The organism is Gardnerella sp. DNF01199S (assembly GCF_049244155.1).
In the GTDB taxonomy this organism is placed as follows: domain Bacteria; phylum Actinomycetota; class Actinomycetes; order Actinomycetales; family Bifidobacteriaceae; genus Bifidobacterium; species Bifidobacterium piotii.
Genome location: NZ_CP058380.1, coordinates 312,983 through 330,361, shown reverse-complemented (window position 1 = coordinate 330,361; position 17,379 = coordinate 312,983). Strand labels below are relative to the sequence as shown.

Sequence of the window (17,379 nt, the reverse complement as noted above, 5' to 3'; positions counted from 1 at the left end):
TAAAGGTAGTTATTTAATTTTCAATAGCGTGCAACTATAAAGGAGCAGCAATCTTTAACAAGTCATTATAACATTTAGAGAATATTTTTGACACTACATAAACAAATGTTTATAGCTCTTGGGGATGCATACCCCCCCCCCTAGGCCTTTTATTTCAAGGGTTTTTGCGAGATAATTTTTTAGAAAACACTTGCGATTTTAACACGCCAAGCGCCGTTTTTAGCCTAATTATCTAAACATTTGTATATAAGACAACTCACGTATAATATGAGACAACTCACACTTTTAACCCATCTGCAGCGCGCTTATGAATTCGCCGCAAGCATCAACTTTTTCCGCATTTTGTACGTGATTTAGGCCAAATATGGTACAAAGTGCGGAAGTTTTCTCCGCTTTTTGTACGCGATTTAGGCCAAATATGGTACAAAGTGCGGAAGTTTTTCCGCACTTTGTAGCTCAACACGCCGATTAGAACTACAAACGCGGTAAACCGCGCGCGCTACGCTCTAAGCGCCCATGCAAGTCGATTCGCGCAGTTACAGCGCGCTGCGAATTAAAATCTCCTCAAGCGCGCGCTTAACCGAGTCAGGCAGCGTGCACTTCCATTGCGCCCACTTAGTAACCTCTGGATGCTGTGGCGCATGCGCGTTAGTCAAGTCAACGCTTTGCTGGTAGCGGTCAAAATCGCTCTCGCTAGTGTACTCAAGCGCGCAAAGCTCGCTTATAGCACTCGCGCTGCCATCAGCTTGGCGAATCGCGTCAAAAGCAATCTCCTTGCCGCGGTACGGCATTTGCGCTTGTAAAAGCAGCCTGTAGCAATCGCCAACCTTAGGGTCGGCAGCAATTTGCAAACCGCCATCAACAATTATGCGCACGCAATCGCCAACAGGCACGTTGCGCACAGAAACGGTAAGACTTAAGTCGCACTCTTCGCCCTCATATGAAACTTCTACAGAGTCAGATTCAACCTGATTTTCCCCAACAAAAACGCGGATTTTGCCAAAGTCTGGGCAAGCAACGCCCTTAAACACAACGCTCCAATCGCGATTAGAAGGCAGCGCAGAAACGGCACTAGCGCATCCTTTTGCTGCATCAATCACAAACTGTGTGGATCCATTGCCGTCGCGCCAAATCAGCTCCATGCGCGTATCGGCAGTTTTCCCAGCGCACGCGTCTTCAAAACGTCCGTTATCTTCGCGCATAACAAACTCGCCGCAATCCCCTGGGAATGCAAGAACGCGCAAAGATCGCGTATTTTCAACGCTATTAACAGCAGCCGCCGCCTGATCGCTACTTGCGCAATCTTCTTCACTTGGCAAAACTTGCATTGGCACAATAGCCCCAGCGCGCGCAAACGCTGGCACGCGGTCGATTCCTCGCCAAACCTCAAATCTGCGGCCAGCACCGCCGCGCGAAACGTAGCGCCTTCCGTCAAAGAAATCGTACCAATCGCCTTCTGGCAGCCACACGGAAGTGTATCCGCGCTCAACTTGCGCGCACCCCTTACTAACGATTGGCGCAACAACAAGCTGGCTGCCAAAACGGTACTCGTTCGGCATCTCGTACGCTGCAAGCGTTTCTGGCGATTGCCAATACATTGGCTCTACAATTGGCCTGCCATCAACCGCCGCGCGATAATTCATCGTATATAAATAAGGCAACAATTGCGCGCGAAGTCGCAGCATTTTAACCATCGCATTGCGCGTCTCAGCAGGGAAATTCCACGGCTCTTTGCCAGCAAACGGCGAGCAGCTGGAGTGAAGGCGATTAATCGGGCTAAACGCGCCAAAAGCGTACCAGCGCGCCTCCAGCTCATCGCATCGCACGCCAAGCATGTGGCCGCCAATATCGTGACTCCACCAGCCGTATCCAATGTTGGAAGCTGTGGCCGTAAAGTAGGTTTGGAAAGCCAGCGAATCCCACGTTGTTACGCTATCTCCCGAGAATCCCACTGGGTATCGGTGCGAGCCAGGCCCAGCGTAGCGCGAGAACGTAAGCGGCCACGCACCGCCGCGCCCCGAATCCTGGTAATGCACGTGGTTAAGCATCCAAAGCGGATCCAGACCAGCCTGCTTTGTAACTCCGCCCTGCTGCCAGTCAATCCACCAGAATCTAACGCCCTCGCCCTCCATGCGCCGATGCATGTTTAGATACGCGTTCAAAAAGCGCGGATTTGTAAGGTCAAACTCAACTGCCTTGCCGCTTTGTGGGTCAATCCCCATATCGCGCGCAACTTGCGCATAGTCGTCTTCAAACGCGCGCACGCCGTCTCGCGGATGCAAATTAAGCGTTGCAGAAAGCCCTTCGCTGGCAAGGCTGCGCAAAAACGCGCGATGGTCTGGGAATAAATCGCGATTCCACGTGTAGCCCGTCCATCCCGAGCCATACTTTGGGTTCACATCCGTCACGTGCCAATCCATGTCGATTACGGCCGTGGAGAACGGTATGCCTTCGCGCTTAAATCGGCTCATCAGCTGCAAATATTCGTCTTGGCTATACCTGTAGTACCTGCTCCACCAGTTGCTTAGCGCGAATCGCGGAAGAAGCGGCTGCGCGCCTGTAAGCTTGTAAAAGTCGCGAATTGCGCCTATATAGTTGTGACCGTAGCCAAAGAAGTATAGGTCTTTAGAGTTTGATTTAGATGATTCGGCAGATTCGGCAGACTCCCCAGACACACTGCCATCCGCCTTTGCGCGCGGCTCCACCCATGCCCCGTATGGGTTTTCTTTTCCATCAACAGCAGCCGCATACGCGATTTTTGCCGAGCGCGAATCGTCTAACACGGCCCACCCATCGCGAGATATTACGCCCGTTCCAAGCTTTACGGCTCCATCCGCCTCGTCCACTGTTCGCGCTGTGCCGAGTAAATTGCCGTGGCACTCGTCGCCGTAATGCCACGTGTTGAATTGCGAGCCTGGCACTCCGCGCACAACAATGCTCAAGCCCTCTTTGCTAAACGGCTGCTGGTTGTACGTAATCAACAGTTTTTCGGTTTCGACTTCTATCCAGCCATTTTCTAAGTTTTTTACACTATATTTTGGATTAACAGATTTTGGATTAAAAGCGCGCGATGCTTCATCTTCGGTTGCTTGCGATTTTCCCGCGGCAAACTGCGCGCTGCCCTCAAAGTTTCGCCTTACAACTGTTTGTGTAGGCGCGTCTACGAACTCGCCGTTTTCGCTCCACTCAAGGCGCACAAGCGAATCCGTGATTAACGTAATTCGCCAATTTTTGCCGCTTATAACCTGCGATTCTTTTGCCTTAGCTAGCGGATTTTTGGCATAATCGTAAAAAATGTGCGCGTCTTGCACACCCTGTGTTCCCAGCGCTTCACGCGCATCTTGTAAAGTCATTCGACCCGCCCTTTTCTACTTACCGCTGCCGGTTGAAATTCCAGCAATAAACTGCTTCTGGAACACCAAGTACACTACTACTACAGGAATAATAGCAAGCGATGCCGCAGCAAACAAACCGCCGTAGTCAGTTCCAAATCTTCCGCTAAACGTCTTCAATCCAACTGCAAGAAGCTGCTTTTTCTCGTCTGTAATCATAAGGAATGGCCACAAATAGTCTTCCCAATTCCACAAGAACGTAAATATCGCGAGCGCAGCAATAGTATTGTGGCTCATTGGCAGAATTATTCTGTGGAATATTCTAGAATCCGAAGCTCCATCTAGTTTTGCTGCTTCAATCAATTCGTCGGATATTCCGCTTATTGATTGTCGGAATAAGAAGATTCCAAATGCGCTTATTAAGCCTGGAACTATAAGCGCGCGATACGTGTCTTGCCAACCAAAGCTAGTCATCATGTCGTATTGAGGAATAATTGTTACTGCCCACGGTACCATCATCGTGCTTATTACTATTCCAAAAAGCAGATTTCTGCCACGGAATCTCATTTTTGCAAACACATATCCAAGAACGGCACTCGTGTAAATGGCTATTACCGTTTTAACTACCGATATAAACAATGAGTTAAAGAATAGCCTCAAAAAGTCGAATTTCTCTTGAATCCCAACGTAATTCCCAAACGTACTCGGCTTTGGGAACAACCCACCATCTATGCGCACAATGTCACTGTTTGGAGCAAAGGAAGATACAAACATCCAAATAAATGGCACGATTGTTAAGAAAGACAATAAGAATAGGAATATTGTTAGAAACCATCCAATAATGCTCTTTTTAAGATTTTGTTTTTTCATACTAACTCACTATCCTTAGACGCTTTAAACATTATGAATGTTAGGATTCCAGTGATTATAAACAGAATGACGCTCATTGCAGATGCGATTCCAAAGTTATACTTTTGGAACGCTTGATCAAAAATCAGATAGCTGATTGTGTACGTTGATGTTCCTGGGCCGCCATTGGTCATAACAAGAATCTGAACATACGCTTGAATATAGCCAATCATAGATGTGATTACTATAAAAAGTGTTGTTGGCTTTAGCAATGGAACTGTTATTCTAAAGAATTTTTGCACGCTATTAGCGCCATCGATTTCTGCCGCTTCGTAAACATCTTTTGGCAGATTCATTAATCCAGCCAAATATAATACCGTTGCGTAGCCAAAGTCTTTCCAAATTGTCATTATTATGATTGCTGGCATAGCCCAAGTGGAACTGTGCAACCAGTTGATATTTAAGCCTGTAACCCTATCGATCATGCCAAACTGCGGGTCAAACATCCACATCCACACAAAGCTCACTGCCACCAACGGCGTAATTGTTGGCATGTAGAAAAGACCTCGCAGAGTATCTTTGCACTTAACAAGCTTGGAGCTTAACAACATTGCAAAACCAATGCCAAGAATAACGCGGAATACAACAGATACAAACGTAAAGATTGCAGTGTTTGCAATGGACTTCCAGAATAACTTATCTACTAAAATCTGCTTAAAATTATCCAGCCCAACCCAATTGTATGTTCCAACAAGCGGATTCCATTCATGGAAGCTGCCTGCAAAAGCCTTATATATTGGATAGGCAAGAAAAATCACAAAATAAACAATCAGAAACACTACTGCTATATTCCGAAAGGAGAAGGTTCGAGAAAGAGCAGTGCTTATTTTTAACATACCACCATTATGTTTTCTCATTTTGCTCAAATGAGAATCCTGATTAACTTGTTCCATGATTTTCCTTGCCTTACCTACTGAGCACAGTGATTACGATTTACAACTAGCTAACTAGTCTGCTTTGTTTTTACTTGTGCTCTTTGAAGAACTCATACTTACTTTCTGCAGACGTAAACTTAGAATTCTTCATATCTTTGACCATTGTTGCCTGAGCCTCTTTGATTGCATCATCAATAGACTCACCATTTTGCATAACGTTCTGGAAAGCAGCCTTGCTACTTGTTTCCACGGTAGAAGGCGTGATTCCTGGCCAGATTAGGCGATTTGCACGCGGCTGAATCGCAGCCATTACTGGAGCCTTTAGAATCTCAGGATCGTTTTGCAAAGACTTCTTTGCTGGGAACGAGTTCAAATGCTTTACCGCCGAGCGAATAAACGCGTCGTTAGCAAGAATGAACTTAATAAAGTCTTGAGCAACCTCTTGCTGATCTTTTGACTGGTGAGCGTTAATTCCTGGAGTGGATTCTCCATTGTAGCGATCGTACGCAAATGGCTTTTCTTTTGTGAATGTTGGAGTTGGGAAGACTCCATATTCAATATTTGGGTACTTTTCTTTTAGCACACCTTCGAGCCATCCCCAGGCATAAACCATTCCAGATTGGCCGTTTCCAAAGCTTTGCGTGTAATCCGTGCCAAAGTCAGTAGAAATAACCTTGTCTTTGTCGTACAAGTTCTTCAAGAACTTCATGTTTTCACGCGTGACTTTGTTGTCAAAATTAGGCTTCTTGCCACTTTCATCAAAAGCAAGTTCACCACGCTGATAGTTCAATCCTTGATTGATTGCAGCATAAGCATCGCCATTCACGTTGAATCCAGCCTGTTCCATCTTGGAACCATTCCACTTAGTGAGTTTCTTTGCCACTTCGCGCAACTCATCCCAAGTCGTAGGAATGTCTGCCTGAGTTAAACCAGCTTCCTTCCAAAGCTTCTTATTGTAGTAGATGTTTCCCGTGTTGATTACAGAATCAATGTACTTTACATTACCTTTAGCATCTTCATGCGCACTCGCCGTTGCGTAATCCGATTCCATAGCAGCTTTGTCAATCTTGTAGTCAGCAGCGTACGGGCGAATAAGTTCATCTTTGGAATTGTGAATATTAAACAAAGCTGGGCCTTTTGTTCCTTTTAGAGCAAGTGGAAGCTTTGTCCAATAATCATCCCAGGCAACGTTCTTAGTCTTAAACTTCACATTTGGATAAATCTTTTGATAATCCTTAATCATTTCGTAAATTGGATCGGTGGATGCATCTCCCCAGCTCCAATACTCGAGTTGGATTGGCTTTCCTTGATTTACTAAATGATTCGGGTCATACTTTAAAGCTTGACCCATAACAGCTAGGCCTTTGTCTTTCTTTGTATCGGTTACTCCTGCTGCACCACTATTCCCACATGCGGCAAGCGTAGAAATCATTCCTAAAACTGCTATGCAGGATATGCATATTTTTTTAATTTTCATTACTACTCCACTTCCTCGTGAAATTGATGGGTAACTTTATAATATTGCTTTACGTTTAGCTCGGTCAAACATTAAAAATGTAAATGTAAAGGTTTTCATTTTGAATCCTTAATACTAGGCTATTTTTGCATGAATAAATACTTTTTAGGCGGCGTGTCTAAAAATGTAAACCTTTTCATTTATGATAACTGGAAGCAGGGTGATTACAAGAGATGCGGTTAAAACGCTGCAGCTAAAACGCTTAAAAGAGGTGCGACTTGTCAAAAACTAGTATTTGCGATGTAGCAACACTGGCAGGAGTGTCGATTGCAACCGTCTCCAGAACATTCGCGCATCCAGAAAAAGTCTCCGCATCTACACGCGCCAAAGTCATGCGCGCAGCCGAACAAATGGATTTCACTGTTTCTAGAACCGCTGGAGAGCTTAAAACAGGCAAATCGTATCGCATAACGCTGCTAATCGGAAGCAGTAAAATCGAATGGTTTAGCGCAGCAATTATAGAAGGATTAAATAGCGTACTTAACAAAAACGGCTACGACCTTGTAATACACCTTTTAGAGGGAGTTGAACAAAGGAAAAACTTCTTTAAAGAGCTGCCTTTACGCGCAAACACAGACGCAATAATCGTATCGTCATTTGACATAAGCAGCAACGAGGCCGAACAATTACAACGCATAAACGTACCAATTGTTGGAATAAACTGCACAGCTTCTAAAGTGCTTTCTGCATCAATCGGAATCGACGATGCTCTGGGTATAAAACTTGCGATTCGACACTTAGCAACATTAGGGCATAAGCGTCTTTTATACGTGTATGAGCATTTTTGTTCATCTTTCCGCTTTAGCTCGTCAAGAAGAATAACAAGCTTTGAAAACGTGTGCAACAATATTGACGGAATGCAAGGGAAAGTACTGCCAATAGACATAAAAGATGACCCTATAGATGCCACTCTTTCTGAACTTTTTACACAAGAAAATCCGCCTACTGCAATATGCTTCCACCAGGATTCAACAGCAATGCCGTTCTTGTTTAGATTACAAAAATTAGGAATTCGCGTGCCTGAAGATTTATCGATTATAGGATTCGACAATGGCACTTATGCAAAAGAGGCTGGACTAACCACAATCCGTCAAAATCCTAAAACAATGGCAGAACAAGCTGGGAACATTGCGATATCTCTTATAGAAGGTAAAGCTGTAGCGCGAAGACATCTTACAGCCCCAGTGCAACTTATTATAAGAAATTCTACGGCTGCGCCTAAAGCAGAATCGTGAACACGCTTGCGATTACAAGCATAAGCGGATACCACGCATACATAAGCCAGCGGAATTGCTTAGTTTGCTTAGGGCCATCGCCATACGGACTGCGGTAATGCAACACAGCCACACCAACGCCAGGCGCCAAAAGCGACATAGCGCCGAAAGCGCCAGCAATCAGCTCCATGCGAATCTCGTGGTTTTCTAGGAACCTAAAAATCAAAACAAATCCTAAAAGTAAAGCTCCGCCCCAAAAAATATTCTGCCTAAAGCCAACTTTGCCGAAAAGATTCCACAATATTCCTGCAACCAGAATTACTACGATTGACGCCACTTTTTGCGCGCCCTTAAAACGCGCGCGAACCATGTCGATTCCCGAAAGCACAAACAGCGCAATAACAAGCCCAAACACTGGGTTTTGCGAGCGCATATCGAAAGCACATCCAAAGGTTGTAAAGTCGTACGGAACCTCGCAAATAAGAGCCAACACAAGCAGACGAAGCGTGTAAAGGTTGAGGTTATGCGTGTTTTGATAGCCGCGAACAAGCAGCCACGCGTACCACGGCAGAGCCGACCAGCTTATAACTTCGCACACTACGGCAGCGGTGAGGCTCCACATGTTGGAGTTGGAAAGGCCGCCAAAAAGGTGCGGAATCACGGTTGTGCCGAACGCGCTGAGCATCATCATTACAGCGCCGAGCAGCTTGAACTTTTTGAGCGTAATCCCCATTTTTATGTTCTTGTCTGCGCGGATCTTTGGTTTTAGCGCGTCCATAATTCACCTCTTGCTCGCATGCGTGGCGTTAAGTGCGTATATAAGTACGTATATTACATCAAGTGCAGTGGAGATTCGAGATTTTTCGCGGCGAATCGACGACTTCGAGCTATGCATAACGCGTCAACTATTTCCGCTTTTTGTTGTTAGACACGCCGATTAGAGCTACAAAATGCGGAGTTGTTTTCCGTGCTTTGTTGTTTATGTTGACTTTTGTTCAATATTTTGTGCATTTCTTGTAGTGCGTTTGTATCAAAAAACACCAAAATCAAATACAAACACACTACAGTTTTGTGCGTTTATGTAGTGCGTTTGTATGACGACACGCCATATTTTAAGTACAAACGCACTACACGGCAGGTCGTATCGTTAGCGCGGATTAGCCGCGCTAACGTCTTCGCCACGCAGAAGCAGTGCTTCTGCCTTGAGTGGCTCAGCGCGCCAAATTGCCTTTTCGCGCTACGCTTTAAGCGAAAAGGCAGGTTGGCGCGCCTGCGAGGAGAGAAATACTCAAACCTCGCGCAACACCAAATAGGAAATATCGCTCGCGCAACAACAAATAGGAAAATCGTGTTACAAAGCAAACAGAGCAAAGGACTGCGCGCCGAGTTTAAGCGCGGAAGAATCGCAAGCAACCGCTCCAACCGAAATCCGCGGCTGCAAAATCGCTTCTGGCGTAATCCCTGCAAGCGCACTAAGCGAAATCGTCTCCTCGTTTAATCCAGGATTCATAACCACAATGCATCGATCTGTAGAGGATTCGCCAGCCGACCCATCCAACCCAGCCGCGCACCGCTCGTACGCAAAACTGCGACCATCCACAGGCGCGTGCAACACTCGCCAAGTGGCATCCGCGTGCAGCGCCGCGCACTCGTGACGCAAAGCAATCAGCGCGCGCACCCAGTTAAGCAGCGAATCGCCATCCTGCTCCTGCCCTAAAACCGTTGGAATCTCACCACTTTGCACGGCCTGCTTGCGCGAGTTCGCGCAAGTCCTTCCATCCGCGCGCGCTTCAACAGGCAAATACAACTTCGACTTTGCGGCCGTGGAGAATCCAAAATTCTTAGAATCATCCCACTGCATTGGCGTACGCGTACCCGTGCGCGCATAACCGCCCTCTTTTGTAGGAATATCGCGGTATTTCATGCCGATTTCGTCGCCGTAATACACAAACGGCACACCTGGCATTGTAAGAATCATGCCAAACGCAATCCGCCTTTCGCGCTCGCTTAATCGCGGAGCCAGGCGCGGTGTATCGTGATTGCACGTTATAAAGCTAAAGTAGCCCTCGTTGCAAGTAGCCTCATACTGCGGGCAATAATCGTCTAAGAATGGGCAAATGCTGCCGCCGCCGCGCGCATTAAAGTAGCTGTGGTCGTGCTCGGGGCTGCTGTCTAGCGCATTATCCACATCTCTAGCCAGGCGCGCATAACCGTTAGGATTCCCATCCCATCGCCAATTCAAATAGAAGTCCATGTCGAATCCAGCAGTCAGCGCCTGACGAGGCCTGCCCCACTCCGAAACAAAAGCAGCCTGCGGATACTCGGCTTTTACAGCGCCCAGCATTTCTTGCCATGCGCGAATCGTGTTGTCTTTGCCAAGGCTTCCAGGGCCATTGTTGTCGTCGTTTTTTACAAGCGAATCCGCCATGTCTACGCGGAATCCGTCTGCGCCAAGCGAAAGCCAGAATCGCATAACATCAACCATTGCAGCGCGCGTTTGAGCCGCCTCCGCGGAATCTGGCGCGGATTGCCACGCGCGATCCCTTTGCGCAAAGCCGTAATTTAGCGCTGGCTGGCATTTAAAGAAGTTAAGAATATACGTTGCATCTCGCTCACTTTCGCCGCCAATAAACGGCATGGAATAGCCACTGAACGCGCTGTCTGTCCATATATATCGCTTGCTAAACTCGTTTTCTTGCGCGCGCGAGCTTTGCTTAAACCACTCGTGCTCTTCGCTTGTGTGACCTGGAACAAGGTCTAGCAAAATGTGCATTCCGCGATTATGCGCTTCGCTAAAAAGACGTTGCAAATCCTCGTTTGTGCCGTAGCGCGCTGCCACTTTTTTGTAGTCGCGCACGTCGTAGCCTGCATCCTTAAATGGCGAATCGTAGCAAGGATTTAGCCAAATCGCGTTGCAACCAAGCGATTTTACGTAGTCGAGTTTTTCGATTATGCCTGGAATGTCGCCGATTCCGTCGCCGTTTGAATCGTAGAAGCTTTGTGGGTAGATTTCGTAGAATACGGCGTCGCGCAGCCATTGCGCATGTTCGTTTTGCATATTTCCCCCGTTTTGTTGGTTTTGTTGGCGTGACTTATCTTTTATTTTACTATTAACATTCTTGCTTTTCCCGGGTTTTGTACCAGATTTGACCTAAATCACGTACATTCTCGGGCGCGACGACCTGCCTGAGTGCTTAAAGCGTAGCGCGAAGGCAGGTTGTCGTTCGCGCAGATTAGCTGCGCTCACGTCTTCGCCGCCGTAGAAGCACACCGTGCTTCTACGCTAAGCGGCTCAGCGAGTCGAGGTGATTTCTCGCGCATTATGCAGCTCGAAATCGTCGACTCGCACGCGGTCTAAGCGCGCGAACGTCTTCGCCGCGCGAGCGACATGACCTGTCTTCGCGTCAAACAATCAATAATAAAATTCCGATAAATTTACTGATTTACAAAATAAAATATAACTTTTTATCAAAAATAAACAACTTTAGCGGAAATTTTTCCAATAGCGCGCAACATGATTTGCCAACTACAATATATACGTGTATACTACACATTGCTTATAAACAGATTTCAACAACAAATGTGACGCTGCAAAAACGCAGAGAAACGTCGAAGTTGCGTCACATGAAATTTGTTACTATGCCACCAAAGAACATGCCAAGCTGGCATGATATAGGAGGTCAAGGATGACGAATATGAAGAAAGTGCTGGGCGCAGGCCTCGCAATCGCCACTATGTTTGGATTTGCTGCATGCGGTTCTAGCACCAACGCTGGCTCCAGCAGCAAGTCGAACCCAGTAAAGCTCACCGTATGGTCTTCTTCCGAAGATCAGAAGGCTGGCGGCTGGATTCAGGCTATGGAGAAAGCCTTCCAGAAGGATCACCCAGAAGTTACTTTTAAGAACGCTGTTGTTGCACCACCAGATGCTGCTAAGACAGTTAAGCAGGACGCTAAGGCCGCTGCCGATGTTTACCTGTTCCCTAACGATCAGCTCGGCGACTTGGTAAAGGCAAACGCAATTGGCGAGTTGAGCGACGATGCTGCAAAGCAGGTTAAGGGAGACAACGATGAGACCATCATCCAGTCTGTAACCGCTCAAGATGGCAAGCTTTATGGCGTTCCATACATGGGCAACACTTGGTTCATGTACTACGATAAGTCCAAGTTCTCCGACGAAGACGTTAAGTCCCTCGATAAGATGCTCGAAAAGGGCAAGGTTGCTTTCGACATTAGCAACGCTTGGTACCTTCCAGGCTTCTACCTTGATGGCAACATGACCCTCTTCGGTGAGAAGAGCAACGACGGCAAGGCTGGCATCAAGATTGGTGACAAGGCTGCCGAAATCACTAAGTATGTTGCAAAGCTCATTCAGAACAAGAACTTTGTAATGGATGGCGATGGCGCTGGCTTGTCTGGCATTAAGAACCACACTGTTGACGCTTACTTCTCTGGCTCTTGGGATGCTGGCGACGTAAAGAAGGCTTTGGGCGACAACTACGCTGCTGCTCAGCTTCCAAAGTTTAAGTCCGAAGATGGCGAGCACCAGATGAAGTCCTTCGCTGGCTCTAAGGCTGTTGCTTACAACCCTAACTCCAAGGCTCCAGAGATGGCCGCTAAGTTCGCTGCATTCCTCGGCTCTAAGGAATCCCAGGAGCAGATGTACAAGCTTCACGGCGACATTCCAGTTGCTAAGGCTTTGAGCGATCTCGTTAAGGATAACCCAGCCGCTGTTGCTCAGATGAACACCATTGCTAAGACTTCTGTCTTGCAGCCAACCGTTCCAGAAATGGGTGCCTTCTGGGATCCAATGAAGACCTTCGGTACTGCATTGGCCAACAAGGAAGTCAACGACGGCAACGCCGCTGCAAAGATTGCAGACTTCCAGAAGGGCTTTGAGGAAGCTCTTAAGAAGTAAGTAATAACTTATGACTATTTTCTAAATATTAAATTCTTTTAAAAGAAAATAATATTTAGAAAAACACGGCAAGGACGCCCCGCTCCCCTAAGGATTAATAAATCGGGGCGGGGCGTTCTTTGCTTGTATAAGCCCCACAATTTTACGGAAAGGCATGTCATGACTGGCACGACATCCACCAAGCGAGGGAAGCGAAAGAAGGCACCTTCTGCCGATGAATTTGTGGCTCCTTCGCAATACTCACTACAGGAGGCTGCAAAGCACGCAGACGCACTGTCTTGGGTTTCGATAATTATCTTTGGTTTTGGTAACTTCGTTCGCAAACAGTACGTGAAAGGTCTCGTATTTCTTCTATGCGAGGCTGGAGTTCTTGCCTTCTTGGCCACAACTGGTGCGGAATATTTACCAAAATTCGGTACACTCGGCACTAGAAAACAAGGCAGAGTAAAGATTAACGGCTTCTGGCATTACGTTGCTGGAGATAATTCTGTTGAGATTTTGCTGTATGGCGTTATGAGCATTGCAGCAATCATTGTTTTAGTTTATTTAGCTACTTTGGCTTTGCGTAGCGCATACAAGGCTCAATCTTTTGTAAAGCGCGGAGAAAAGCCTATAACCTTTGTAAAAGATGTTGAGTCTTTGCTAGATCGCCACGCACACGTTGGTTTTATGACTCTTCCAACCGCTGGAATTGTTCTGTTTACGGTATTGCCATTAGCATTCATGATTTCAATGGCGTTTACAAATTACGACCGTGATCACACGCTCCTGTTCCACTGGGTTGGCTTAGACAACTTTGTTAAGATTCTTGGAAACACAACTGGAACCATTAATGCTGGAATCTTCTTCGATGTTTTGATTTGGACCCTTGTTTGGGCCTTCTTCGCTACATTCTTGAACTTCTTCTTTGGCATGTTTATGGCAATGATTATTAACAGGCGCACTACTCGCCTTAAGAGCTTGTGGCGCATCTGCTTCTCGCTTACAATCGCAGTTCCACAGTTTGTGTCTTTGCTTGTTATGCACAGCATGCTGCAAAGAGATGGCGCTATTAACCGTCTTCTCATCTCTTCTGGATGGATTCATTCCCCACTGCCATTCTTCCAGGACGCTACATGGGCAAGGGTTACCGTTATTCTCATCAACCTTTGGGTTGGTATTCCTTACACAATCATGCAAATCACTGGTATTTTGCAAAATGTTCCAGCAGAGCTTTACGAAGCAGCAGAACTTGATGGCGCAAGCTGGTGGCAGCGCTTTATGAACGTTACTATGCCATACATCTTCTTTGTTATGACTCCATACTTAATTACAACGTTCACTGGCAATGTTAACAACTTCAACGTTATTTACCTCTTGTCTGGCGGCGAGCCAACACCAATCGGCTCTTCGGCAGGTAAGACTGATTTGCTCATCACATGGCTGTACAAGCTTACGGTTGATAAAGATAACTACAGCATGGGCGCGGTAATCGGCATTATGACATTCATTGTGCTTGCGATTGTTGCTTTGATAACATACCGCAACTCTGGCTCCTACAAGAATGAGGAGGGATTCCGGTGAGTAATAAGAAGGATCTTATGCAAAGCGAACAAACTGTGCATAGTACACGCAGCGTTCCATTCTGGCGCGATCAGCGCGTGCGCCGCATAATCGGAGATATCATCACTCATATCTTCCTGATTATTATGTCTATTATTTGGCTCGCGCCAATCGTATGGGTGTTCTTGGAAAGCTTTAACCAAAACACCGCTCCATACCAGACAACGTTCTTCCCAACTAAGTACACGTTTAACAACTACATTCAGCTGTTTACTGAGCGAGAAGTTCTTGACTTCCCACGAATGTTCTTGAACACCTTGATTGTGTCTATTTTCGTGTGCATTATCTCTCTGTTCTTCGTGCTTGTAGTAGCGTTCTGCATGTCTCGCTTGCGTTTCCGCGGTCGTAAGACATTCATGAATATTGCTTTGATTCTTGGCATGTTCCCAGGAATCATGGCAGTTATCGCTATCTACTTCATTTTGAAGGCTTTTGGATTAACGAATGGCTCTGTTGTTCTTATCTCCTTGATTATCGTATACTCTGCCGGTAGCGGCATGGGCTTCTACGTTATGAAGGGCTACATGGATACGATTCCAAAGTCTTTGGACGAGGCCGCCTACTTGGATGGCTGCACAACTTGGCAAGTGTTCTGGAAGATTATTCTTCCAATCTGCAAGCCTATGATTGTGTTCCAAGCTATTGTTAGCTTCTTGGGTCCATGGCTTGACTTCGTTTTGGTTAAGACGATTGCTCGTACTCAAGATAATTACACTGTGGCTTTGGGCTTGTACCAAATGTTGCAGAGAGAATACATTAATCACTGGTTCGCACGATTCTCCGCTGGAGCTGTGTGCGTTTCCATTCCAATCGCAATCCTGTTCATTGTTATGCAACGATTCTACGAAGAGTCGATGTCTGGCTCTGTTAAGGGATAGTAAGCTCTGCATTAATTGTAGAGTTTGGTGAAATATGGGGGTCGAGCGTTAAAAGCGTTTCGGCCTTCGTATTTTATGCTAAATAATTTAATAAAATACAAAAGGATATATTCATGACGTTCCCACCTTCAACACAATGGCCAGTTTATTCGGGGCAGCTCGGATTCTCGCTTAACGAAAGATCGACCACATTTACGCTTTGGGCGCCAACAGCATCGAGCGTAACACTGCGACTTTTTGAAACAGGAAACAACAGCGAACCTTTTAAAACACGCGATTTGAAGCCATTGCGCGACGGAGCATGGAGAACGTCAATATTGCAAAGGCTAGATGGCGTTTACTACGACTTTCTTGTTACTTTTGCAGATGGAAAAGTGAATCGCACAAGCGACCCTTGGGGTGTTGCTAGCGGCGTAAATGGCGAGCGCAGCATGGTTGTAAGTGAGGAACGCGTTAGCCCAGCTGACTGGCACAAAGATAAGTCGCCAGAGTTTGTGCGCCATGCAACCGTTGTGTGGGAGATGCACGTTGAAGACTTTAGCAGCAATGCAAATGGCGGATTTAAGCCAGAACACCGCGGTCAGTATCTTGCTTTTACAGATTCGCATACAACTTTAGATTCAGATAGCAACTTCCCTACTGGAATCGACTATCTTAAAAAACTTGGCGTAACTCACGTTCAACTAATGCCAATCTACGATTTTGCGACTGTGGATGAGGTTGCGATTTCGTCTGCACGCAAAGATGGAAAAAGTGTTGATTCGCTTTACAATTGGGGCTACGATCCTCACGCGTACAACGTGCCAGAAGGCGCATACTCCAGCAACCCGTACGACGGCACAGCAAGAATCCGCGAGTGCAAGGCAATGATTGGCGCTTTGCACAAGAATGGCATGCGCGTAGTTATGGATGTTGTTTATAATCACATGTTTGAAGCAGCATCGAATGCGTTTGAAAGCGTTGCTCCTGGCTATTTTTGCAGGCGCAAGGAAGATGACGGATTCGCAAACGGATCGGGCTGCGGCAACGAAATGGCTTCCGATCACCCAATGTTTAGACGTTTTATGATTGAGTCTATTTTGCATTGGGCGCGCTGCTACCATGTGGATGGTTTTAGGTTTGACCTTATGGGCTTAACGGATGCGCAAACTTTGAATATGATTCGTGCCGAACTAGATAAGCTTGATGGCGGCAAAGATATTCTTATGTATGGAGAGCCGTGGGGTGCGGATGCTGCAGCTGTAGCCGATGATTGCCCTATGGGAGATAAAGATGGACGCGACTTCCTTGATTCTAGAATCGGCTGGTTTAGTGATGAGTCTCGTGACACGATTAAGGGCAATGTTATGGATCATCGAGACCGCGGCTATGTAAATAGCAACGAGTTCTGGACGGCAGATCCTGTGCGCAATGCGTTTAATGGCTGGCGTGGTATGCCTTGTGCTGGTAAGAGTGTTGGCCAGATTGTGCAGTATGTTTCTGCTCACGACGATTTGACTTTGTGGGATAAGCTGTGCATTTCTATGCGCGACAATGCGTCTAACTGCGATTTTGACGCAAGCGATCCAAACAGCGTTGCAGACATCTTCAGCGCTAACATTCTTAGCGCTGGCATAATTTTGTGCTCCGCTGGAATGCCATTTATGCTTGGCGGCGAAGAGTTTGGCCGCACTAAGCATGGTTGCGATAACTCCTATAATCGCGGAGTTGCTATGAACCAGCTTGATTGGTCTAGAGCTAAGCGATTCCAACCGCTTGTAGACTGGTATAGCGCGCTTATAAAACTTCGCGCTAAGAATGCGGAGTTTTACGATGCTCAGCACACTCGTCTTAATGCATCCGATAATTCTGTTCTTGCGGAGCAAATTGAAAGCGACTTGATTGTGTGCGCTAATCCTATGAAAGATGCGTCTGCAACGGTTGATTTGCCTGAGCCTTGCGCAAGCCGCAAAAAATGGCGCTGTGTGCTGGACTCCAGCGAGTACTTTGATAGATGGATTGGCAGCGCTTCCGGCAGCCGCGCATCAATGCTTTGCGACGATAATGGCGATCCGCGCGCGGTTCATATTCCGCCGCGTACATTCGTTGTGTTAAGCAACAAGCGCGCTAGATTGCTCGAGTTTTTTTAGCGCTCGAA

General features: G+C 46.6%; 11 protein-coding genes. 5 read left to right on the top strand and 6 right to left on the bottom strand.

Annotated elements, in window-relative coordinates:
- Window positions 1-536 precede the first annotated feature (536 nt).
- From HXT45_RS01385 to HXT45_RS01370, 4 genes are all read right to left on the bottom strand, one after another.
- Window positions 537-3,353, bottom strand: a complete 2,817-nt coding sequence (locus tag HXT45_RS01385) for a TIM-barrel domain-containing protein (RefSeq protein WP_421781971.1) — start codon at window positions 3,351-3,353, stop codon at window positions 537-539.
- 15 nt (window positions 3,354-3,368) lie between these two features.
- The gene (locus tag HXT45_RS01380) at window positions 3,369-4,202 is read right to left on the bottom strand and encodes a carbohydrate ABC transporter permease (RefSeq protein WP_004113800.1); all 834 of its coding nucleotides are present in this window, start codon (window positions 4,200-4,202) and stop codon (window positions 3,369-3,371) included.
- On the bottom strand, window positions 4,199-5,134 hold the full coding sequence (locus HXT45_RS01375; RefSeq protein ID WP_016798349.1) for a carbohydrate ABC transporter permease: 936 nt from the start codon (window positions 5,132-5,134) through the stop codon (window positions 4,199-4,201). Before HXT45_RS01375 ends, HXT45_RS01380 begins: the two co-directional genes overlap by 4 nt.
- A gap of 70 nt (window positions 5,135-5,204) precedes the next feature.
- Window positions 5,205-6,593: an extracellular solute-binding protein gene (locus HXT45_RS01370; RefSeq protein ID WP_248901502.1), complete on the bottom strand. Its 1,389-nt coding sequence runs from the start codon at window positions 6,591-6,593 to the stop codon at window positions 5,205-5,207.
- A gap of 257 nt (window positions 6,594-6,850) precedes the next feature.
- On the opposite strand from HXT45_RS01370, the gene HXT45_RS01365 reads away from it, so the two are divergent.
- Window positions 6,851-7,867, top strand: a complete 1,017-nt coding sequence (locus HXT45_RS01365; protein ID WP_415704768.1) for a LacI family DNA-binding transcriptional regulator — start codon at window positions 6,851-6,853, stop codon at window positions 7,865-7,867.
- Here the strand turns inward: HXT45_RS01365 and HXT45_RS01360 are convergent.
- Together HXT45_RS01360 and HXT45_RS01355 are read right to left on the bottom strand one after the other, a co-directional pair.
- Entirely contained in the window at window positions 7,851-8,624 is a 774-nt protein-coding gene (locus HXT45_RS01360) for a TraX family protein (protein WP_415704767.1), read from the bottom strand. The two genes, HXT45_RS01365 and HXT45_RS01360, sit on opposite strands and share 17 nt — an antisense overlap.
- A 573-nt stretch (window positions 8,625-9,197) precedes the next feature.
- Window positions 9,198-10,904: an alpha-amylase family glycosyl hydrolase gene (locus HXT45_RS01355; protein ID WP_421781967.1), complete on the bottom strand. Its 1,707-nt coding sequence runs from the start codon at window positions 10,902-10,904 to the stop codon at window positions 9,198-9,200.
- Window positions 10,905-11,532: 628 nt separating this feature from the next.
- On the opposite strand from HXT45_RS01355, the gene HXT45_RS01350 reads away from it, so the two are divergent.
- The 4 genes from HXT45_RS01350 (at window position 11,533) to pulA (ending at window position 17,371) form a co-directional block, all read left to right on the top strand.
- Window positions 11,533-12,762 (top strand): extracellular solute-binding protein, encoded by a 1,230-nt coding sequence (locus tag HXT45_RS01350; RefSeq protein ID WP_016798848.1) that lies wholly within the window; start codon window positions 11,533-11,535, stop codon window positions 12,760-12,762.
- 159 nt (window positions 12,763-12,921) lie between these two features.
- Window positions 12,922-14,325 carry a carbohydrate ABC transporter permease gene (locus HXT45_RS01345; RefSeq protein WP_004131369.1) on the top strand — a complete coding sequence of 468 codons (1,404 nt, stop codon included), beginning with the start codon at window positions 12,922-12,924 and terminating at the stop codon, window positions 14,323-14,325.
- Window positions 14,322-15,242 carry a sugar ABC transporter permease gene (locus HXT45_RS01340; protein WP_018646033.1) on the top strand — a complete coding sequence of 307 codons (921 nt, stop codon included), beginning with the start codon at window positions 14,322-14,324 and terminating at the stop codon, window positions 15,240-15,242. Before HXT45_RS01345 ends, HXT45_RS01340 begins: the two co-directional genes overlap by 4 nt.
- Before the next feature lie 113 nt (window positions 15,243-15,355).
- Entirely contained in the window at window positions 15,356-17,371 is a 2,016-nt protein-coding gene (pulA, locus tag HXT45_RS01335; protein WP_421781964.1) for a type I pullulanase, read from the top strand.
- Window positions 17,372-17,379 lie beyond the last annotated feature (8 nt).

Excerpts from the sequence above, each read along its gene's own strand:
- HXT45_RS01385 (WP_421781971.1), bottom strand. The coding sequence starts at position 3,353 with ATGACTTTACAAGATGCGCGTGAAGCGCTGGGAACACAGGGTGTGCAA.
- HXT45_RS01380 (WP_004113800.1), bottom strand. The coding sequence starts at position 4,202 with ATGAAAAAACAAAATCTTAAAAAGAGCATTATTGGATGGTTTCTAACA.
- HXT45_RS01375 (WP_016798349.1), bottom strand. The coding sequence starts at position 5,134 with ATGGAACAAGTTAATCAGGATTCTCATTTGAGCAAAATGAGAAAACAT.
- HXT45_RS01370 (WP_248901502.1), bottom strand. The coding sequence starts at position 6,593 with ATGAAAATTAAAAAAATATGCATATCCTGCATAGCAGTTTTAGGAATG.
- HXT45_RS01360 (WP_415704767.1), bottom strand. The coding sequence starts at position 8,624 with ATGGACGCGCTAAAACCAAAGATCCGCGCAGACAAGAACATAAAAATG.
- HXT45_RS01355 (WP_421781967.1), bottom strand. The coding sequence starts at position 10,904 with ATGCAAAACGAACATGCGCAATGGCTGCGCGACGCCGTATTCTACGAA.
- HXT45_RS01350 (WP_016798848.1), top strand. The coding sequence starts at position 11,533 with ATGACGAATATGAAGAAAGTGCTGGGCGCAGGCCTCGCAATCGCCACT.
- HXT45_RS01345 (WP_004131369.1), top strand. The coding sequence starts at position 12,922 with ATGACTGGCACGACATCCACCAAGCGAGGGAAGCGAAAGAAGGCACCT.
- pulA (WP_421781964.1), top strand. The coding sequence starts at position 15,356 with ATGACGTTCCCACCTTCAACACAATGGCCAGTTTATTCGGGGCAGCTC.